The 19,596-nt window shown below is 41.4% G+C and carries 23 protein-coding genes; 7 read left to right on the forward strand and 16 right to left on the reverse strand.

The annotated features are described in order from the left end of the window. Window positions 1-41: 41 nt before the first annotated feature. From metK to flgM, 3 genes are all read right to left on the reverse strand, one after another. Window positions 42-1,205, reverse strand: a complete 1,164-nt coding sequence (gene metK / locus C8R11_RS09805) for a methionine adenosyltransferase (protein WP_107795542.1) — start codon at window positions 1,203-1,205, stop codon at window positions 42-44. Between the two features lie 609 nt (window positions 1,206-1,814). Next, complete coding sequence (locus tag C8R11_RS09810; RefSeq protein WP_107795543.1) at window positions 1,815-2,255, reverse strand: flagella synthesis protein FlgN; 441 nt, start codon at window positions 2,253-2,255, stop codon at window positions 1,815-1,817. 5 nt (window positions 2,256-2,260) lie between these two features. Beyond that, window positions 2,261-2,614, reverse strand: coding sequence for a flagellar biosynthesis anti-sigma factor FlgM (flgM, locus tag C8R11_RS09815; RefSeq protein WP_107795544.1), 354 nt, complete (start codon window positions 2,612-2,614; stop codon window positions 2,261-2,263). Between the two features lie 328 nt (window positions 2,615-2,942). Here flgM and C8R11_RS09820 point away from each other — a divergent pair, with 328 nt between their 5' ends. Together C8R11_RS09820 and C8R11_RS09825 are read left to right on the forward strand one after the other, a co-directional pair. Next, a complete protein-coding gene (locus tag C8R11_RS09820) occupies window positions 2,943-3,515 on the forward strand; it encodes a LemA family protein (RefSeq protein WP_107795545.1) in 573 nt (190 codons plus the stop codon). A 170-nt stretch (window positions 3,516-3,685) separates the two neighbouring features. Then, window positions 3,686-4,432 carry a GIDE domain-containing protein gene (locus C8R11_RS09825; RefSeq protein WP_181258224.1) on the forward strand — a complete coding sequence of 249 codons (747 nt, stop codon included), beginning with the start codon at window positions 3,686-3,688 and terminating at the stop codon, window positions 4,430-4,432. 328 nt (window positions 4,433-4,760) lie between these two features. Here the strand turns inward: C8R11_RS09825 and epsC are convergent, their stop codons facing one another. After that, on the reverse strand, window positions 4,761-5,696 hold the full coding sequence (gene epsC, locus C8R11_RS09830; protein WP_107795547.1) for a serine O-acetyltransferase EpsC: 936 nt from the start codon (window positions 5,694-5,696) through the stop codon (window positions 4,761-4,763). Between the two features lie 143 nt (window positions 5,697-5,839). On the opposite strand from epsC, the gene C8R11_RS09835 reads away from it, so the two are divergent. From C8R11_RS09835 to C8R11_RS09845, 4 genes are all read left to right on the forward strand, one after another. Then, complete coding sequence (locus tag C8R11_RS09835) at window positions 5,840-6,613, forward strand: M90 family metallopeptidase (RefSeq protein WP_107795548.1); 774 nt, start codon at window positions 5,840-5,842, stop codon at window positions 6,611-6,613. A gap of 184 nt (window positions 6,614-6,797) precedes the next feature. Next, entirely contained in the window at window positions 6,798-6,986 is a 189-nt protein-coding gene (locus C8R11_RS09840; protein ID WP_181258225.1) for a hypothetical protein, read from the forward strand. Between the two features lie 363 nt (window positions 6,987-7,349). Further along, the gene (locus tag C8R11_RS17000) at window positions 7,350-7,478 is read left to right on the forward strand and encodes a hypothetical protein (protein ID WP_280523891.1); all 129 of its coding nucleotides are present in this window, start codon (window positions 7,350-7,352) and stop codon (window positions 7,476-7,478) included. 19 nt (window positions 7,479-7,497) lie between these two features. Next, entirely contained in the window at window positions 7,498-7,836 is a 339-nt protein-coding gene (locus C8R11_RS09845) for a hypothetical protein (RefSeq protein WP_107795549.1), read from the forward strand. Window positions 7,837-7,970: 134 nt separating this feature from the next. Here the strand turns inward: C8R11_RS09845 and C8R11_RS09850 are convergent, their stop codons facing one another. From C8R11_RS09850 to C8R11_RS09900, 12 genes are all read right to left on the reverse strand, one after another. Beyond that, complete coding sequence (locus C8R11_RS09850; protein ID WP_107795550.1) at window positions 7,971-10,073, reverse strand: RelA/SpoT family protein; 2,103 nt, start codon at window positions 10,071-10,073, stop codon at window positions 7,971-7,973. A gap of 122 nt (window positions 10,074-10,195) precedes the next feature. Continuing rightward, window positions 10,196-10,402 carry a DNA-directed RNA polymerase subunit omega gene (gene rpoZ, locus C8R11_RS09855; protein ID WP_090701714.1) on the reverse strand — a complete coding sequence of 69 codons (207 nt, stop codon included), beginning with the start codon at window positions 10,400-10,402 and terminating at the stop codon, window positions 10,196-10,198. Window positions 10,403-10,434: 32 nt separating this feature from the next. Beyond that, window positions 10,435-11,082 carry a guanylate kinase gene (gene gmk / locus C8R11_RS09860; protein WP_107795551.1) on the reverse strand — a complete coding sequence of 216 codons (648 nt, stop codon included), beginning with the start codon at window positions 11,080-11,082 and terminating at the stop codon, window positions 10,435-10,437. Between the two features lie 193 nt (window positions 11,083-11,275). Next, entirely contained in the window at window positions 11,276-11,740 is a 465-nt protein-coding gene (gene msrA, locus C8R11_RS09865; RefSeq protein ID WP_181258226.1) for a peptide-methionine (S)-S-oxide reductase MsrA, read from the reverse strand. A gap of 69 nt (window positions 11,741-11,809) precedes the next feature. Next, on the reverse strand, window positions 11,810-12,445 hold the full coding sequence (locus tag C8R11_RS09870) for a thiol:disulfide interchange protein DsbA/DsbL (protein ID WP_107795552.1): 636 nt from the start codon (window positions 12,443-12,445) through the stop codon (window positions 11,810-11,812). A 71-nt stretch (window positions 12,446-12,516) separates the two neighbouring features. Then, on the reverse strand, window positions 12,517-13,209 hold the full coding sequence (locus C8R11_RS09875) for an SPOR domain-containing protein (RefSeq protein ID WP_244907624.1): 693 nt from the start codon (window positions 13,207-13,209) through the stop codon (window positions 12,517-12,519). Between the two features lie 29 nt (window positions 13,210-13,238). Further along, window positions 13,239-15,008 carry an arginine--tRNA ligase gene (gene argS / locus C8R11_RS09880; RefSeq protein ID WP_107795553.1) on the reverse strand — a complete coding sequence of 590 codons (1,770 nt, stop codon included), beginning with the start codon at window positions 15,006-15,008 and terminating at the stop codon, window positions 13,239-13,241. 587 nt (window positions 15,009-15,595) lie between these two features. Continuing rightward, on the reverse strand, window positions 15,596-16,033 hold the full coding sequence (locus C8R11_RS09885) for a VOC family protein (RefSeq protein WP_219908578.1): 438 nt from the start codon (window positions 16,031-16,033) through the stop codon (window positions 15,596-15,598). A 253-nt stretch (window positions 16,034-16,286) separates the two neighbouring features. Further along, on the reverse strand, window positions 16,287-16,436 hold the full coding sequence (locus C8R11_RS16195; RefSeq protein ID WP_170841691.1) for a hypothetical protein: 150 nt from the start codon (window positions 16,434-16,436) through the stop codon (window positions 16,287-16,289). A 400-nt stretch (window positions 16,437-16,836) separates the two neighbouring features. Further along, window positions 16,837-17,181, reverse strand: coding sequence for a hypothetical protein (locus C8R11_RS09890; protein ID WP_107795554.1), 345 nt, complete (start codon window positions 17,179-17,181; stop codon window positions 16,837-16,839). Between the two features lie 168 nt (window positions 17,182-17,349). Further along, window positions 17,350-18,336 carry a formylglycine-generating enzyme family protein gene (locus C8R11_RS09895; RefSeq protein ID WP_107795555.1) on the reverse strand — a complete coding sequence of 329 codons (987 nt, stop codon included), beginning with the start codon at window positions 18,334-18,336 and terminating at the stop codon, window positions 17,350-17,352. Window positions 18,337-18,471: 135 nt separating this feature from the next. Then, entirely contained in the window at window positions 18,472-18,801 is a 330-nt protein-coding gene (locus C8R11_RS09900; protein WP_090701700.1) for a DMT family transporter, read from the reverse strand. A gap of 383 nt (window positions 18,802-19,184) precedes the next feature. Here C8R11_RS09900 and C8R11_RS16735 point away from each other — a divergent pair, with 383 nt between their 5' ends. Next, a complete protein-coding gene (locus C8R11_RS16735; protein ID WP_107795556.1) occupies window positions 19,185-19,592 on the forward strand; it encodes a hypothetical protein in 408 nt (135 codons plus the stop codon). The last annotated feature ends 4 nt before the right edge of the window (window positions 19,593-19,596 follow it).

A 19,596-nucleotide genomic window follows, 5' to 3' on the forward strand; every position in this document is an offset into this window, starting at 1 on the left:
AAAAATGGATCAGTTTTTCACTAGAAACGAAACTGACAAAATCAGATACCGGCCTCTGTGCGCAGCAGCTCAGCTTTATCGGTTGCTTCCCAAGTAAATTCGGCTTCTTCTCGCCCAAAATGACCATAGGCAGCTGTTTTAGCATAAATCGGACGCAACAGATTCAAAGTATGAATAATTGCACGCGGACGCAAGTCAAAATGTTTATCAACCAACTGGATAATCTTATCATCCGAAATCTTTCCTGTACCAAAGGTATTAACCATGAGTGAAACCGGCTTAGCCACACCAATCGCATAGGCAACCTGCACTTCACATTGATTCGCAAGGCCAGCCGCCACAATATTTTTAGCAACATATCGGCCTGCATAGGTCGCTGAACGATCAACTTTTGATGGATCTTTGCCAGAAAAAGCGCCACCACCATGACGCGCCATACCGCCGTAGGAATCAACGATAATTTTACGGCCCGTCAAACCACAATCACCCATTGGCCCACCCACGACAAAGCGCCCGGTTGGATTCACAAGAAACTGGGTTTGGTTATTTAACATTTCCTGAGGAAGAACTGGCTTGATAATTTCTTCCACAACAGATTCCGTTAAAGCTTCATGCGTAATTTCTGGATCATGTTGCGTTGAAATTACAACTGTTTCAATATACTTAGGCTTTCCATTTTCATATCTAACTGACACCTGTGATTTGGCGTCTGGTCGCAACCATGCCAGCTTCCCACTCTTCCGCAAGGCCGCCTGCCGCTCAACCAAACGATGTGCATAAAAAATGGGCATCGGCATTAGCTGTGGCGTCTCATCACATGCATAACCAAACATTAATCCTTGGTCGCCCGCACCTTGATCCATCTCTTCTTCCTTTGTGCGATTGACGCCTTGCGCGATATCAGGCGATTGTTTGTTAAAAGCGGTTAAAACAGCGCAGGTTGTTGAGTCAAATCCTATATCCGAACTAGTATATCCAATATTACGCACAGTCTCACGTGCAATAACATTATAATCAACAGTTGCATTTGTTGTAATTTCTCCGGATAGCACTATAAGACCAGTGCTACACATCGTTTCGCATGCAACTCTTGCACTTGCATCTTGACTTAAAATAGCATCAAGAACCGCATCAGAAATCTGATCGGACACTTTATCTGGATGGCCCTCTGATACTGATTCGGATGTAAAAAGATAATTACTCATAATTAACCTTAATTGTTAAAAAGCTAAAGATTATACCAAATCACCAACATCTTAAAAACCCACGCAGTAATAAATCGCAATTAAATAAGATATTTTTATATTAAAAAACATATTCTTAAATGAATTTTACAGTCGCCACCAAATCAACGAGTAATCATTCGATCCATAACATTTATATATAGCAATCCTATACTCCATCAACTTAGAAATGATGAACTCAGTTAGCTTATTAGCATCACTGGCAAGACTGATTTTCATTGGCAAGGTTATGCGAGCATTCCCTGCACATCGCACCTTGCAACGAAAACCATCATGGAGAATGCCACATCTTTCACTTCTAAGCTGAAGGACTAGAAGGGCCTACTTGGCGCGGTTTATGCTCTTATTTTTTATTAGCCAATTAACCTCCAACGACATTATTGACCAAAAAATAACTAAAGCTACGAATTATTAGCGCTATGAAAGGAAATGGTAAAACAGAAAGGAAAGATTGGTTTAAAACATCACGGTATCGACACCATGAAATTTTGGATTTTGCAGAATTTAGTATATTAACAAATTCACTTTTGTCCCTTGACCTTTATCTAAACACCTAAGACAGAAAGTATATCAGATAAAAGCCTGTCCATTGGGGCCATATAGAGAAATATTTCCAGCCGCTCCTTGTAATGCCATGTATGCGCGTTGGCTATGTTGTAACTGTGCCGAGATAATCTCTCCATTTGTCTTATTGATTTGCTGGGCTACTAAAGCAAGCCTAACCAACTCATCCCAAATTGTTTGCACTCCATCATCCGCCTGCTTTGACAGCCATAGCTGCATACCATCTTTATCCGAGGACAGACCCAGAAACGATAGATACTGAATACGTTGTTTAGCCAGATTCTCAAGTTTTTCAACCAGCCGGACTTTGTCAGAGGCAAGCATATCAAGTTCGTCTATCCGCCCATGAATTAATGCATCTTCTTCTTTCTCAAGTAATTTCACAAATACTTTAACTGTATTTATTTCAATATTAATGGCGGCAACGAACTCCTCATGAGCTTTCATTTTAATCACTGGGAATGACCTTCTTTAGACTTAATTAGCTCTTTAACAGTTTCAAGTAAGCGATCGGCAACAACCTCAGGATTGACCTTGAAAGCACCATCGCTAATTGCTTGTTTAATTTCCTGTACACGCGATATGTCAACAACTGAACCACTTACCGAGCCGCTATCAATTGATTGCAAGCTCGATGCCCGCGGACTAATATGAACGGCATTGCTTGCGTTTTCTTGGCCTGCGCCAACAGGCGATGTATCAGTACGTTTTTTACCATCATTGGCTGAAACACTTGGTACTGATTGTATTGAATTATCGATTTTCAATTTAACTTCCTTATGATTTATTTTGATTGAATGCTTCATCGACACCCTAGATCAAAACTTTAGTCAGAATATCTGCACCTTAAAAGACAAAACACTACTAATTCAATATAACGTTTCTATAAAACCATATAAAAATCAAATGCTAGCAACACGTTTAAAATAATGCAAGAAAACTTCCACTTTTCTTTGTATTTAAAATACGCATTCTCTTAATTTTATTTGTACACGATGTAATTTAATAATGATAGTCAATTAATCATTTAAATTTATCCCATAACAATCCGATTCAGTCAGATACATTAAATGTAGCATTATTTGTTACAACAGGTGATCTATATATTTTATTAATTCTTATGAGGAAAAAATAGTGGAAATTTCTACAATAGTGGCCTTGGTAATTTTATGTCTACTCATTGTTTATTTAGTACTTATATACAACAATCTCATCAGACTTAAGCATAATGTCTCCAAAGCCTGGTCAAACATAGATGTTTTACTGAAACAACGTCACGACGAATTACCTAAGCTCGTAGAAACCTGCAAAAAATACATGGGCTATGAAAAAGATGCGCTGGAAGCAATTATAAAAGCACGTTCTGCTGTCGCAAATGCGCAACAAAATTCTAACGTGAAGGCACTGGGCGCAGCTGAAACCCAGCTTCGCTTAGGGCTTGGTAACTTATTTGCACTTGCGGAATCTTACCCAGAGCTCAAGGCAAATGATGCATTCCAGCATTTGCAAACACGTATTACCGCCTTAGAACATGACATTGCAGATCGACGTGAATTTTATAACGAATCCACCAACTTAAACAATGTTCGCATTGAACAGTTTCCCGATGTAATAGTTGCAAAAAGCTTTGGTTTCAAGTCATTTGATTTACTTGAATTTTCAGAAACTGACAAAGCAGATATCAATATGAGTGTATTATTCCAATGATACTTGCACATGGAAATTCATTGCTGCAGAGTGAAAATCAGTTTTTCTTACTGGTTTTCTCCTCTTCGATGGCATTGATCTGTTTCTGGTTGACTTTTCGTTATCTAAAGCGTGCACGGTTGATCGAAGACACGCCCACTTCAAAAATACGCTCTGCCGCCCAAGGCCATGTGGAAATCAAAGGCACCGTCTCATATGGCGAAAATAAGGAACTGATTGCACCTCTTTCTGGAAATTCTTGCGTCTGGTATACCTACAAAATACAGCGTTATCAACGTTCTGGAAAAAACAGCCATTGGTCTACAGTTGAAGAAGGAACAAGTAACAAGTCCTTTTTAATACAAGACAACACTGGAATTTGCGTAATTAACCCGGAAGGTGCAGAAATCCTGACAGAACATTCGCGCACCTGGTACGGCAACACAGAAAAGCCAAAACAAACAAAAAACACGAATAATTTTTTCAACGTCATTAGTGGCCGACGTTATCGTTATATAGAAAAGTTTATTTATGTACACGATCTAATCTATGCGCTCGGCAATTTCAAAACAAGCGGGGGCGGTCGCGATGTACCAAGTAATCATCAAATGACCGGACAAGTAATCCGAGAATGGAAACAAGATTACAATCAAGTCCTGAATCACTTTGACCAAGACAAAAACGGGAAAATAGACATACTTGAATGGGAGGCAGTGCGCGCAGCAGCCAGTCAGGAAGCCGAAAAGCGCCGCCAACATTTATCTAAAATGCCGACGGTTTATACACTTAGCAACACAATTCACAAGCAACACCCTTTTATTTTATCAACATTTAGTCAGAAAATATTAGCAAAAAAATTTCGTATATATGCAATTCTTAGCTTAATGGGTGCACTACTTTTTATAGCATTTCTAATAATTCATTTTTTTAAACCTTAAAATCATTAGAGCCGTGAAACTGAATACACATACCAAAAAAAGCCAACACCAGCTTAGTTAAGCATAAACGTTTACTAAACAACAAAGAACACCGTCCTGCTTATAAGCGTTTCTACACTGGCACAATCGGCAGTATAAAATGTATAAAATTCACCCTCAACACTGTGATGCTCGCATTATCAGCATCAGCAAACCGTAAGTTCAATCCATTTCTAGAAGCAAGCTGCTCGCTTAGATTAATTATTCAGAGGCCGTCGTTTGGCAACACAGCGTTGCGGGCTGGATTTCAGAGCAAGCACTACTTACATCTGCCCTGCAAAATTGCGTATCACATTGATTTTTTGTGAGGTGTTGGAGCCTGCGATATATTACTGCCAGGCGGCACACTATGCGTCAACCAGACATTACCACCAATCGTTGAACCACGCCCGATAGTGATCCTGCCCAGAATGGTTGCCCCCGCATAAATCACGACATCATCTTCCACAATTGGGTGGCGTAAATTACCTTTCACCAGGGCACCGTTCTCATCGACAGGAAAACGCTTGGCGCCCAGTGTCACTGCCTGATAAAGGCGCACATTTTGGCCGATAATGGTTGTCTCACCGATCACCACACCGGTTCCATGATCTATAAAGAAGCTACCGCCTATTTGAGCACCTGGGTGAATTTCTATACCTGTAACCGAATGTGCAATTTCCGAGATCATACGCGCAATTAACGGCACACCAAGATTATGTAATTCATGCGCCAGCCGATAATGCGTAATCGCCATAATACCCGGATAGCAAACCAATACTTCATCAACATTACGCGCGGCCGGATCGCCTTCATAGGCAGCAATAATATCACTATCCAGCAAAACCCGAATTTCCGGCAAACGCTTGGCAAACGCTTGCGTAATCACTATTGATTTTTTCTGATCCTCGCAACTAAGTGTTTCCAGGTTTGAGTTATAGTGCAATTCATGCTGAATTTGCACCATCAAATCGCGCAATGTCACATTGAGGATATGACCCACATAATGGTCGATACCTTCGTCTGCAAGTTCCGAGGATCCCAGACGATTCGGAAATAACGCAGCGCTCAAGCCTTCTGCAACATTTGCAAGTATTTTCCGCGATGGCAGTTTGGGTGGCCTGTCATGTCGCTTGCGACTTTCCAGAGACGCGACACGTAAAGCTCTTAATTTTGAAATAATATCATCAACTTCTAGATGGGTGCTTCTCACTTGAATATCCCGCGCTCTTTTTGTATTGGTCACTCTATTTTTAACCTTTGTTCATCAAAAAATACGATTATTATTCTATCCATTTAAAATGATTAACGATGATTCTTTGCCCTGTATACGTTATTATAATGTAAAGAATTAATATTCATACAAGGCAGTTTTATCTTTAGATCACTATGTCATGGGGTTTAAATCACTGGCGACGTAACCGGATACTTCAACATGAAGAAATTCCGGCTACTATCTGGAAAAAAGTAACCAGCCTACGCTGCCTGAAAGGCTTGAGTCCGGACGAACTAAAGCGACTACATGAGCTTGTTTTGTTATTCTTGCATGCCAAGGTAATCAATGGCGCACATAATTTGGTGATTACTGATGAAATGCGTACAACAGTAGCTATACAAGCCTGTATTCTGCTTCTGAACCTTAACCTGGATTATTATGATGATTGGATTGAAATCATCGTATATCCAGAAGAGTTTATACTGGATTATAAGTATGCAGATGAAATTGGTGTAGTGCATCATGCCTACAACATTGCCTCTGGAGAAGCCTGGTTTGCAGGTCCAGTCATTCTTTCATGGCAACAGATTGCAACACAATCACAAACTCAATATGCCCATAACGTCATCATACATGAATGTGCGCACAAACTGGATATGCTGCACGAAGGCGCAAACGGTTGCCCACCCTTACATGCCAATATGAGCGCGCATACTTGGCATGATGTATTCAATCAAGCTTATGCAGATTTTTGTCGTCAGATAGAAACACGACCCGATCCGATTATTGATCTCTATGCAGCCGAGAGTCCGGCAGAATTTTTTGCCGTATTGAGCGAAGGTTTTTTTGAGTCTCCACTGATTATCCAGCAGTATTTCACCGCCGTTTATGAACAGCTTGTACTATTTTACCGGCAGGATCCTGCAAAACGCTGGGTAAGTTTCTGATTTTTGACTAGCTACTGCTGACACTTTACGGAAGCCAAATCAATGCTGAAGCAGGTCATGTAAACTTGATGTAATTTCTGGTCATTTTCTCATACTGTGAGAATACTCTTCTGTAGTGTTCAACTCAGATTTTCCATTATCTTAGCCTTCTAATGAAAACCAATAGAATAACTTGTTAAGAATAATGATGTTTTGGCAAATTAGCGCTGTTTGGGAAATGCATATTTTTCTTCCGGGAGATATATATGGGTTTTGGGTTTTGGGTTTTGGGTTTTGGGTTTTGGGTTTTGGGTTTTGGGTTTTGGGTTTTGGGTTTTGGGTTTTGGGTTTTGGGTTTTGGGTTTTGATTTTCGCAAAAGAAATCACTGCCTGAGGTGGTATGGGGCTGATGAACGGATGCCTGACCGGATAGGTTTTCAGCCGGCAGTGTCAGCATGTGGATTACCGCAACCGGTTAGTAATAACCGAAGCTATGCGCCAATTCAACTGATGTTGCAATTCATACTGTCAGTATGGTGTGGTACGAATCGTCTGAATGACCTGGATCAGCGTGACATGCATTATTTGATTAAACTATAGATCAACCAGCCATTACAAAGGGCGATGGTTGATGAAACAGATTGGTGGGTATTCGTCAAATAACAGATGAACGCACGAATGCAAAAGGCAGGCAACTGTCTTACTTGCCGATGATCCTGCTTTTTCTTGTTACCGCTGTAGCACGCTGGTCACAGATATGGATTTACCGGCGCAGCACTTTGGCGTTTATACCGTGGCCGTGCAGATTGGTGAGAATCGCATCAAGGAACTCAAATATGAGTTTGGTGGCGAGAGCTTTAATCTTAAAAAATTTTTGAGCCTCTGAAACGACTTTGCTGACGGTTATGCTGATTTACAATTTGATAAGCCTGTTTCGTCAGGGCGTATTGAAAAGTGGTGCCGTATCAGGCAAGCCCGACATTCAGCATACGCTCAAAACGCTCCGCTACAAACTCTTTGCCACAGCCGGTTACATCACAAAAGACAGCCGTAAAAAGATCATTAATCTGGCCGTTGCCATGCAGCAACGCGAGAAACGCTTAAAAACTGAATCCCACTTTCCCAATGACTGGGGAAATAAACGCTATTGTGCGCCACCACGCATTATCTGCAGCACTGCATTCAAAAAAACGACGACATGTTTCAATTCCGCCTACATAAACCTGCTCTTGAAGCAGAAATAGTTGGCACAAAGTACCCCATGTTCATCGGTCAGTTCCGTTCTATTATTCATCTCTGTCAAGAAATGACCGATATTTTCACTGATTATTTCGAAATGTAAACAAAACACAGAGCTGCATTATATTAGCAGTTATTCTCAAACACGCGTGATTTTCGCAACATCTTTAATGCGTCGCAAATCTCGCATCACCTGTGCCAAGTGATGCCTGTTTCTAATCTGAAAAATAAAACCCATCGCTGTATAGTCCTTTTCACTTTCCATAGCAACGTCATCAATATTGGATTCAGTTTTAGCAATAGCAGCCGCAATTCTTGCAAGAACACCATGTTTGTTTGCTGCTATAACTTTTATTTTAACTTCGAATGTTCTTGTAATGTCTTTGCCCCAAGCAACATCCAGATAATTCTCGGAGTGTTTCTGGCTTTGTGTAATAGTTGGACAATTATGCGTATGAATAATAAGCCCATGCTCTTTTTTAATCAACCCGACGATAACATCTCCCGGTATGGGATGACAGCATTTGGCAAACTGCACAGTTAAACCCTCAGTACCCAGAATTGTAATGGGGTCACTGGACACCTGTTCACTTTTGACCGACTCAAGTGGAGAAATCAATCGTTTGGCAATGACAGCTGGCAATTGCTTTCCCAAAGCCATATCCGCCAGCAGCGCTTTCTTGGAACCGGCGCCACTGTCTCGCACCAATTTTTCCCATTGCACTTCATTAATCATGGCTGGATCAATGTTTAAAGTCAGTAATGCCTGATTCAGCATCCGTTCACCCAACTCAACGGACTCATCATATTGAATAGTCTTAAGAAAACGGCGTATATGAGAGCGCGCCCTGCCTGTAACCACATAACTTAACCAAGATGGATTGGGTTTAGCATAAGGTGCCGTCACAATTTCCACCCGATCACCACTCTTAAGTTCACTGCGCAACGGTGCATTCTCACCATTGATTTTAGCGGCCACACAGCAATTTCCGATATCGGAATGAATGGCATATGCAAAATCTACCGCGGTTGACCGTCTGGGTAGCGTCAAAATTTTTCCTTGCGGGGTAAATACATAAACATCACCCGGAAACAAATCAATTTTCATGTGTTCCAGGAATTCCATAGAGTCAGTGGAATCGCTTAATGTTTCCAGCAGGCTTTGCAGCCATTGGTTTGTCTTCATATGCAGATCATTCAGATTTGCATCAGTGCTTTTATAAAGCCAGTGAGAAGCCACTCCATTTTCAGCAATACGATGCATCTCTCGCGTACGGATCTGCATTTCCATGGGAATACCAAAAGGCCCTAGTAAGGTACTATGCAGCGACTGATAACCGTTTGCCTTAGGTATAGCAATGTAATCTTTAAATTTGCCCGGAATAGGTCTATACAGGCTATGCAATGCACCTAGTGCCACATAGCATGCTGGAGCATCTTTCACAATTACACGAAAGCCATAAATATCAAGTACCTCGGAAAATGACAACTGCTTTTCCGCCATTTTTTTGTAAATACTATAGATATGCTTCTCACGACCATTGACTTGTGCATCCAAGCCTGCTTCTTTTAATTTATTAATAATCGCGTCCTGAATTTTTCCAACAATTTCACGCCGATTACCTCGCGCCGCTTTTGTTGCCTTTACCAGAACACGGTAGCGTAATGGATAGGAATAACAAAAACCCAATTCCTGTAATTCCTGATAAATATTGTTGAGCCCCAGACGATGTGCAATGGGCGCATAAATCTCCAATGTTTCGCGTGCGATACTGCGTTGTTTTTCAGGTCGCATGACATCAAGCGTCTGCATATTATGCAGTCTGTCGGCTAATTTTATCAGAATGACACGTACATCACGCGCCATGGCCAGCAACATTTTACGGAAATTCTCAGCTTGCGCCTCTGCCTGCGTTTGGAATTTAATTTTCTCAAGCTTTGAAACACCGTCAACCAGCTCGGCCACCGATTCACCGAATCTTTCGCTGATCTCTTCCTTGGAAATATGCGTATCTTCAACGACATCATGCAACAATGCGGCTGTCAGCGTCGGTGCATCCATATGGAGTTTACCCAAAATTCTGGCAACAGCCAGCGGATGGGATATATAAGGCTCGCCTGACTTTCGATACTGACCGGAATGTGCACCCTGACCGAAAGAATACGCATTTTTAAGCTGAGTGACATCTTCCGATCTCAGGTATTGAGCAACTTCAGAAAACAGAAATTCAGCTTCAGGCATTGACGTAAATACTCAAATAAATGGCGTTAAGTTACAAAGACATTATCCAGAGATAAACGCTCTATTGAGAAACAGTAAACAACAAATGCGCAGATTATTCTTGCATACGATTGTTTCCTACACTACAAATTCTTAGGATTTAAGATATCCATATCGACTTTTCCTTGCGAAAGCTCACGCAATGCAATTACCGTCGGCTTGTCCCGCGCTGATTCAATCATCGGCGAAGCGCCCATAGCTAGTTGCCTCGCACGGGTGGTCGCAACCAGTGTCATATCAAAACGGTTCGGTATTCTCGCTAAACAGTCATCTACAGTAATGCGTGCCATTTTATTTATTTCAATTTATTAATTAAAAGAAGTTACGAGTTGGGGTTGCTGGAATTACAATTTCGAGTAAGCTGAGCAATCAATGCCTGATATTTTATTATTTGCTTTTCTCTTTTCAAACGTTCTGCATTGACTATACTAACTATATCATTTACTGCATTTTCTAACTCATCGTTAATAATAACATAGTCAAACTCATTTACATGACTCACTTCTTCACGTGCAGCGGCAAGCCTTTTTCGGATGACCTCAGCAGTATCCTGATCCCGTGCTATCAAACGTTCTTCCAATACAATATTGGATGGTGGCAATATAAAAATACCGATTGCATGTGCAAAAAAACGGCGCACCTGTTTGGCGCCTTGGCAATCAATTTCAAGCAAGATATCCTGCCCTGATGCAATCGTATCATTTATCCATTTTTGCGAGGTTCCATACAAGTTACCATAGACTTCGGCACTTTCCATAAATTCCCCGCGAACCTGCATTCGCCTGAAAGCTTCCTCATCGACAAAATGATAGTCACATCCGTTCGTTTCACCGGTACGCTGCGGACGTGAAGTGTATGAAATTGACAAACTGATACGTGAATCTTTTTTAAGTAACGCTTTAACCAGACTGGTTTTCCCTGCACCTGAAGGCGCACTGATAATAAACAAGCAACCGGTCTTTATAGCCATTTTTTTGTGTTATACAGATTAAACAATTCTCGGACTCAAGTAATACTTGAGTTTGAAGATTCTGATAAAACGCATTTCTTCAGATGACACACCTTCAGGTGCCCCCATTCTCAATCTGCGTATAAAATAATACGCCAATTTTTTTTAATCACAACGGATAGATTGAAACATCGGCATTTTAAATGACAATAAATCAAAGAATGCCACGTTTTTCGAAATAGCGCTGATGGTATTTTTCTGCAGGATAAAATGTATTGACAGGTAGAATTTCAGTTACAACAGGCGATTGCCAGCGACCGCTTTGCTGTATTCTACTGCACGACAACTTGGCAGCCGCTTCCTGTTCCGGAGTAAAAAAATAAATAGTAGAACGATACTGCGTACCAATATCCACACCCTGCCGGTCTTTAGTTGTGGGATCGTGGCACTGCCAGAACACATCAAGTAATTCATCGAGTGAAACTGCTGAAGTGTCATATTCAACCAATACAACTTCAGCATGCCCAGTTTTACCTTTACACACCATTTCATAGGTAGGGTGTGCCACATCACCTCCTGAATAACCACAAGTTGTATTCCTTACGCCGTCAATTCTACAGAATGTTGATTCTACACCCCAAAAACAACCGGCACCAAAAATAATTTTTTCTATTGACATAAATAAATTTATATTTAATCAGATTCTTATGACAATCACTTCTAAATACATTAAAAAATTGACAGTGCCTCATTCTTTAGATTTTCGAACCATATCTATAATTTCATCAAGTATGCGTATTGTAAGCTGAGGCGTCCCGCCCTGCCGACCACTGGTGACATATTTGCCTTCTATCACAAGCGCAGGCACTCCTGTTAACTGATACTGACGTGTCATTTGGTTCGATCTGGCAACTTGATTTTGAATTGTAAATGAGTTGTATATATTGACAAACTTTTCTTTATCAACACCCTGCTTCTCAACCCACCCAAACAAAACCGACTCGTCCGTCAAGTTGATTTTGTCTTGATGAATTGCATCATAGATTTTGTCATGTATTGTTTCCATGATATCCAGGGTTTCTATCGTATAAAACGCTTTAGCGCCCGGTATCCAGTTATCTCTGAAAATTGCCGGCACATATCGAAAATCAACATCACTCGGCTTATTCTTCAGCCATTCCTTAATATGTGGGTGCAAGCTGTTGCAGTATTGGCAGCCATACCAGAAAAACTCAATCACTTCGATACGATCATCGCTCCGCACAGGTTGTTGATTCTCCAGTACTTTATAATCCCTCCCTTCAACAATTTCAGCATGAGCACTTGTCATACCAAACAATCCTGTTCCTATAACAACGATTACAATTGCAATTAATTTGCTCATATGTGCGCTCGCCTTATATAAAGTAATTTTGAATTAAATCATCCAGAAAATTTAAACTCTCTATGACAGATTTATCGCGTCTTGATAAATTGAGCCTCTATACCGTTTTCCCGCAATGTATGATGTACTTGATCCACCCGGGGCTTTTGCGTAAATGGGCCGACTCTGACACGATACCAGATGCCCTTTTCAGACAAATCGGCCGATTGCACTGAAGCAATCACGCCTAGCAACGCAAGCTTTGCTTTAAGGTTATCCGCATCAGCGTTGTTGCGAAACGATCCGACTTGAAGATAATATGTCTCTGTTGCTATATGAACTGGCTCAGTCTGCTTTGTTCTCTGAATTGAAGATAAAGCCGGCGGTGGATTCGGTTTGGGCTTTTCAACTGTGCGCGGCTTCTCCACGTTGACGGATTCTTCAACATGCTGCGAAGTTTCATAATCTATGGTCGGCTCATCTGCATTGGATAAAATTTTATAAAAATCAAACTGTGCTTTCTCCTCCACTTTAGCCACATTTCCATGTTCCGCAGCAGCATCAGCTCCCTCGGTCTGCTTGTTATTATCAGAACGCTTAACCAACTGATCGTATCCGGAAATCTGTTCTTCCGATAGAAAAGGGCTTGGTGCTTGCTCCAGATAAAACCATATTCCGATAGCACTCACAATACCTAATGTATAACCAATAAAAACGCCCAACATCAAAACACCTTTACCGCCCCTCGATGCTGCGGGCTTACGGGATTTATAATCGCGGCTCATGAAAATTCCATATCCTCTAAAATAGCGACCTACATTTTTTCTGGCGCACTGACGCCCAATAATTCCAATCCATTTTTCAGTACATGCCGAATCGCTGCAATCAGCGTTAGCCGTGCTTGCATAAGTGGAATTTCTGGCACCAGAATATGACTTGAATTATAGTAACTATGGAACTCACTGGCCAGTTCTCGCAAGTAAAAAGCGATCAAATGCGGAGAAAACTCTAGCGCGGCCGCTTCGACCATGTCCGGAAAATCAATTAACCGCTGTAACAACGCCAACTCAGATGCGCTTGTCAGCACACTCGCATCAACCTCAGCCAATGTTGCAATATCCCCATCCCATTGCGCCAATACACTACAAATCCGTGCATGCGCATACTGGATATAATAGACCGGATTTTCATTACTTTGAGACTTTGCGAGATCAAGATCAAAATCGAGGTGCTGGTCACTTTTGCGCATCACATAAAAGAAACGTGCCGCATCTTTGCCAACTTCATGACGCAATTCGCGTAACGTTACGAATTCCCCCGAGCGGGTTGACATGGACGCCTTCTTCCCGTTCCGGTATAAAACCGCAAACTGCACCAATGCAATTTTTAGTTTATCCGGATCCAGTTGCAATGCCTGCAATGCACCTTTTACACGCGGAATATACCCATGATGATCCGCCCCCCAGATATTAATAATCTTTTCAAAACCACGTTCAAACTTATTTAGATGATAAGCAATATCCGAAGCAAAGTAGGTAAACTGACCATTTTCTCTTTGCACCACCCGATCTTTTTCGTCGCCAAAATCGGTTGAACGGAACCAGACCGCACCATCCTGACGATAGAGATGTTTTTTTTCATCGAGTAACTGAACAGCATGCGCGACCCGTCCATTATCAAAAAGTGATTGTTCCGAGAACCAGGTATCAAATTCAACGCCAAACTCCATCAAATCATTACGGCAATCACCGAGCTGCTCAGTCAATACAAAGTTATGGATATAAGCATAGTCTTGATCTAATATTCTTTTCGCGTTAGCGATGAGTTGATCCAAATCTTCATCAGTATTTACCGCTTTATCATGCGCTGTTTCATGTAATCCGTCCAGAAGCTTCTCAGGCTGGCGCACATAGCGATCAGCATGTGCCTGACAGATCAGCTGCGCCATAATCTTTACATATTCACCTTGGTAGGCATTTTCTGGAAAAGGAACGTGTATATCGTTTAACGCCAAATACCGTAGCCAGGTCGACAGCGCCAGAATATCCATCTGTCGGCCTGCATCATTGACATAAAATTCACGCGTTACAGAAAAACCTGCCGCAGAAAGCACATTGGCAAGACTTGCGCCAAACGCCGCACCGCGGCCGTGTCCGACATGCAGCGGACCTGTTGGATTGGCTGACACGAATTCCACTTGAATTTTCTCATTTTTGCCGAAATCGCTGGCGCCAAACGAATCACCTTTTTGCAGAACATGAAAAAGATATGCCTGTTTAGCTGTATTTTTAATAAAAAAATTGATAAATCCCGCTCCGGCGATCTCAATCTTATCCAGATAAGGCGATAATGCAATCGCTTCAATCAACATATTCGCAATCTCGCGTGGATTTTTACGTAGCGGCTTAGCCAACTGCATGGCAAGATTACAGGAATAATCGCCATGGTTTGCCTGTTTAGTGCGTGTCATTTCAATACGCAAATCAATGTCGGTGGTCTCGGCAGCCATAACTTTATCGAAAGCTTGGTGCAGAAGCTGGGATAAATGTATCCTGTAATTAGGAAGTTCCGAAGTGTTAATCATGGGAACGATTGTATTCCTTTCTTTATATCTCTCGTGGATTCAACCTCGGAGTGCAACATCACCACCGGAAGGTTTAATGTAAATATTTTGTACGCCAAAGAATACATCGTCTGTGGCACGCTAGCCAAGCACTTTTCTCGATTGACAATTGACGTTTTCATTCGTCTGTAGCACTGGGCCCTCAATCAACTCTGTTAATGCTTTCTTCTGTGGAAGAACACGTCACACAAAGTCATTGCTATTCTCATTCAAGCCGCGTTTTCTGAAATGGTATAGATGAACAAAGTTAATGCCGGACTAATAACTCTTGCAGACGGTTCGTATTCCACCTATTGTTTGCGATTATCGAATTGACGTGCTCAGATATGATTTTGATAATTCTGTGTTTTAGAAGAAACACCACCTGCATATTGAGCGAATAAATTAATTCGTGGTTTACCTTTCAATGTATTTTCGATTTCAAACAAAAGCCACAACCTGTTCCGTGCTCGCGCCCACTTTCCAAATCGCTCCGCAGCGTGTTGCGAGCATTATCTTACAGCGAGGATCTCTCTAGAAAATTTTCACTTAAAAAATTGTGATAAAAGTTATATTTGCGAGCGCAACTCGACCGTATTGCCTTCTGGGTCAAGAATGTAGATTGAACTACCGACACCTTGCGCGCCATACCGTTCACCAAACTCTCCTACCTCGACACCATGCATCTTCAAGTGTTTTTTTATTTCCGTTTCCGAAACGGGCTTGAGTTGCAGGCAAAAATGATCGACATTGTTTCCGGTTCTTTTCGGCGCCCCGCCACCTAATCTGCCCAGACGACTATCTACGGTGACCAGATCAATCAAGGCGTCTCCCGCACGCAATTGAGTTAATCCTGTTTCAACGGCAGTTTCTCTTTCAATCACACAACCCAGCACCATGCAATAAAAATTCAACATGTCCTGTAATCTTGTTGTTCTCAACACAATATGATCAATTCCTGCCACTTCAATCAACGTATTATCTCCTGGCGCGATGTTAAAAACCATCTACAATGTGTCACGATGGCGTTAGAATCAGACTCAAAAGCACCATTTATTCGATATAAACCGCTTCTCAACTATTATTACCCTACATCCCCCAGTTTGAATATATTCTCCAGCGACCGATTCGCAGGAGAAAACTTCTATACTACTGCCGATAATATTCTTAACTGTAATGTTTTTCTATTATGAATATGATAACAAGTGCGTCTACAAAATGCAGACTACCAATATTTTTCATCCAGTTACATTACAGATGCTATTTCCCTATGCTGATATCTTTGATGCTAATCGCTTCTAAAGCGTCGAATTTTTTAGGATTCATCATTTCTTCCAACAATTTTTTGATATCCGCAATGCTGGCTTTGGATAAATTAATATCTAACTCAACTGTTACTTCTACTTTCATCAGTCTCTTCCTTTAACAATTATCCACCGTGGTTATAGGACAAAAATTTTAGTCGGGGAATATCATACATGCTGTCGAAAAACCACATGCGTTGCCGTTGCAGCGTCAAACAAGCTCATTTCCAATCCCAATACCATAAATATCGTTGTCATCTTTTAATTTTTTATATAGAAATTGTGATTTGTAAGGAAAGTACACCATGCAAAACGTAATAAATGCTGCCAGTTACACAAGGCAGCTAATCGTGTCATCGCAATCACACCTGTTAGATTCATAAATTTGAATACGCACATGGATCATAATGCACCTTGCATATTAAACGGAACTGTAAGCTCAATGCCCTGGATCAGAAGCACAGCGCATTCATGTGCACAAATGATGCTTTTTTAGGTATAAGAAATTACAGCTCATGTTCTCCTACAGGCTCTTGTCCGGTGTATAGCGCATTCCAGTTCGGTGAGTCACTGTTCAAATAGCAAAAAACTGGTTTTTCATTGCGTAACAGATCAACGAACCACTCAAATTGCCATCGTGGAACAAAAATAGTCCCCCGGTTGCGTGTCGGTATAAATGTGTTGGCAGGCACTGGACTCGCATCATCAAGAATATAAACCACGACATGATACTTATCGCCCCGACACAAGATATAAGCGGGAAATTTAAGACTCAATCCGTCTGCCGAGGCATTTAATTCGCGTGCAATTTTTACTTCGTATGTTTTGACCTCGAAAGTTATGGTTGCCATTGTCTTTTCTCCTTTCGTATCGAAAAAATTTGTTTAAGCGCCACTACTCAACTATACACCATCACCCTATCCGCTTCATCAACAATGTCCGATGTGAATAAACCGTTCTGACTGTTTACCGGTTACCGAAGTTTAAGCACCCTGATATCTGTCTTGTAAAATACAGCACTACTCGACAGAAAACAGACACATGACTCGGAAACCAAATCCGCTGTACCGGATGCTTGCATCAAATTCACCGCGCACGGATGATCTTATGTATTTTGTATCATAGGCCCAGGAGCCACCACGCACCGCGCGCGTACCGAATTCTTCCATACGGGCGCACTGTTGTTCCTGCCCTTCGTATTGATCTCGCCACGCCGAGCAGGTCCATTCCCAAACATTGCCAGACGTATCATATAAACCATAAAGATTCGCTTTGAACTGTCCAACCGGTGCCGCTTGCTGTTTATCCCACTGACTACCGCATTCACGACAATGGGCATTATTGACGCCAATCTCATCACCCCACGGGTAGGCGTTATTAAGACCGGCCCGGGCGGCGTATTCCCATTCCGCCTCAGTTGGCAAACGGCAGCTGAACTGCTTCTGCTCACCCAACCAGACTGCGTAGGCCATCGCCCTGCGCCAACTGACTTCCGCGACCGGATAGTTGTCATATTTATCTTGTTTAACGTCTGGCAGTATGATTGAGTTCTTTTCCATCGGAATATTGAATTGTTGTGCCTTAACATAGCTATCATATTGTGCGTTGGTGATCTCATACTTACTGATGTAAAAAGGCCTGTCAATCTCAACATGCTTTCCTGGAACACCGAAGTATTTTTTTTCGTCCGCGCTTAAATTCTTTATAAATGATTCGTTTTGTTCACCCATATAAAAAGATCCAGCCGGAATCAATACAAGTTCAGGCAGTAACATCTCATCGGGGTGCATGGAAATCCTGCCTGCTGTTGATTCATGACCGGTAATTGTTTGATAGACCGACTTCAAAAAAGGCACACTCATGATTGCCAGCAGCGCAACAGTTGAAATCCACAGAAAACGCCTTAACAATAGAAGCTGAATACTGCTTTTAGCCGGGTGGCGGCATTGATCTTGCATATTTCTTTCTGGTGATTTTTGTGCGATGTTTTGATTCTTTACGTTCATGCTCCAGGATGATAACGTTTTCCGTACAAAATCTAAATACAACAAATCAGATAACTTGCAAGCCACCACTTATTAATGAAGCGCCACACCATTAGATTAATTAACGTAATCAAGATAACGCCCTACCTTGCGAAATTAATGACTGGCGGTGTTAGAAAAAACATGGATCACTATCACACCCAACACAATTAGCATCATCCCAACAATTGCCGGCAAATCAGGCACTTGTTTAAACATTATCGCTGCAACTATTGCAACCAACACGATTCCCATCCCCGCCCATATTGCATAGGCGATACCTACAGGAATTGTTTTTAATACTAGTGATAATAAATAAAACGCAGTGCCGTAACCTAACACCACAACAATACTTGGAATCAGTCTTGTGAATTCTTCAGACGATTTCAGTGCACTTGTAGCTATGACTTCTGCAATTATTGCCATAGCAAGATATAAATACCCCATATCTCTCCTAAAATAAGGAACTAACTCATATTATTGTAGTTTAGAGTACGCTTACGCTCGACCAATCAGTCAAACAATTTCCAGTTCCAATTGGTGAGTTGCTACTTACTTTTCCTTGTGTTGAAGCTACATAACGAATCATACTGCGGATTTACAATGTTTTGTCTCAGTTCTGCAGCGCATGGATTTTTTACAATTCTGCATTCTAATATGGCTAAATAGCTACATACTTAAAATAAAATGCCGAATACACTTTTCTGAAATCTTTACTCTGGATACTTGCGGGTCATATCTCTTTGATTAGACGACAAATAAAATGAAAATAAAAACACTTTATCTATGAGAAAATTACGATCATATTCTGGCACCCGGATTCATGTAGTATGAGATCAATTGAAAAAAATTTTTTTATTAAAATCACACTATTCCTGTTACTGACTAACGCGGCCATTGCATCTGAAATAGTAATTAAAGTCAATAACCATACAAATAGTGATTATTCACAGAATACACAACTAAACCAAGAGCAATTACGCAGGATTTTTTTCACAAGACAAACGCATTGGTCTGATGGAACTCCAATTCGCGCTTTTGTCCTGCCAGATAAACACCCGCTTCACATACGGTTTTCAAAAGAAATTCTTGGCGTTTATCCCTATCAACTCAGGTCTGCCTGGGATCGAATGATGTATTCAGGTACTGGCTCGCCACCTATCACAGTAAATAATATTGAAGACATGCGCGACAAAATTCAATTTACACCAGGTGCCATAGGTTATTTCGCGGAGTGAAAAA

The sequence above is a fragment of the Nitrosomonas aestuarii genome, assembly GCF_003046585.1.
Classification (GTDB): domain Bacteria; phylum Pseudomonadota; class Gammaproteobacteria; order Burkholderiales; family Nitrosomonadaceae; genus Nitrosomonas; species Nitrosomonas aestuarii.

Bases quoted from the DNA above. Each gene is read 5' to 3' on its own strand.
- C8R11_RS09900 (WP_090701700.1), bottom strand. From the start codon at position 18,801: ATGGGGTATTTATATCTTGCTATGGCAATAATTGCAGAAGTCATAGCT.
- C8R11_RS09890 (WP_107795554.1), bottom strand. From the start codon at position 17,181: ATGGCAACCATAACTTTCGAGGTCAAAACATACGAAGTAAAAATTGCA.
- metK (WP_107795542.1), bottom strand. From the start codon at position 1,205: ATGAGTAATTATCTTTTTACATCCGAATCAGTATCAGAGGGCCATCCA.
- C8R11_RS09850 (WP_107795550.1), bottom strand. From the start codon at position 10,073: ATGCCTGAAGCTGAATTTCTGTTTTCTGAAGTTGCTCAATACCTGAGA.
- argS (WP_107795553.1), bottom strand. From the start codon at position 15,008: ATGATTAACACTTCGGAACTTCCTAATTACAGGATACATTTATCCCAG.
- C8R11_RS16195 (WP_170841691.1), bottom strand. From the start codon at position 16,436: ATGAAAGTAGAAGTAACAGTTGAGTTAGATATTAATTTATCCAAAGCC.
- flgM (WP_107795544.1), bottom strand. From the start codon at position 2,614: ATGAAGCATTCAATCAAAATAAATCATAAGGAAGTTAAATTGAAAATC.
- C8R11_RS17000 (WP_280523891.1), top strand. From the start codon at position 7,350: ATGGATTTACCGGCGCAGCACTTTGGCGTTTATACCGTGGCCGTGCAG.
- C8R11_RS09810 (WP_107795543.1), bottom strand. From the start codon at position 2,255: ATGAAAGCTCATGAGGAGTTCGTTGCCGCCATTAATATTGAAATAAAT.
- gmk (WP_107795551.1), bottom strand. From the start codon at position 11,082: ATGGCTATAAAGACCGGTTGCTTGTTTATTATCAGTGCGCCTTCAGGT.
- msrA (WP_181258226.1), bottom strand. From the start codon at position 11,740: ATGTCAATAGAAAAAATTATTTTTGGTGCCGGTTGTTTTTGGGGTGTA.
- C8R11_RS09845 (WP_107795549.1), top strand. From the start codon at position 7,498: ATGCTGATTTACAATTTGATAAGCCTGTTTCGTCAGGGCGTATTGAAA.
- C8R11_RS09895 (WP_107795555.1), bottom strand. From the start codon at position 18,336: ATGAACGTAAAGAATCAAAACATCGCACAAAAATCACCAGAAAGAAAT.
- rpoZ (WP_090701714.1), bottom strand. From the start codon at position 10,402: ATGGCACGCATTACTGTAGATGACTGTTTAGCGAGAATACCGAACCGT.
- C8R11_RS09870 (WP_107795552.1), bottom strand. From the start codon at position 12,445: ATGAGCAAATTAATTGCAATTGTAATCGTTGTTATAGGAACAGGATTG.
- C8R11_RS09875 (WP_244907624.1), bottom strand. From the start codon at position 13,209: ATGAGCCGCGATTATAAATCCCGTAAGCCCGCAGCATCGAGGGGCGGT.
- C8R11_RS09840 (WP_181258225.1), top strand. From the start codon at position 6,798: ATGATGTTTTGGCAAATTAGCGCTGTTTGGGAAATGCATATTTTTCTT.
- C8R11_RS09885 (WP_219908578.1), bottom strand. From the start codon at position 16,033: ATGGTTTTTAACATCGCGCCAGGAGATAATACGTTGATTGAAGTGGCA.
- C8R11_RS16735 (WP_107795556.1), top strand. From the start codon at position 19,185: ATGAGATCAATTGAAAAAAATTTTTTTATTAAAATCACACTATTCCTG.
- C8R11_RS09835 (WP_107795548.1), top strand. From the start codon at position 5,840: ATGTCATGGGGTTTAAATCACTGGCGACGTAACCGGATACTTCAACAT.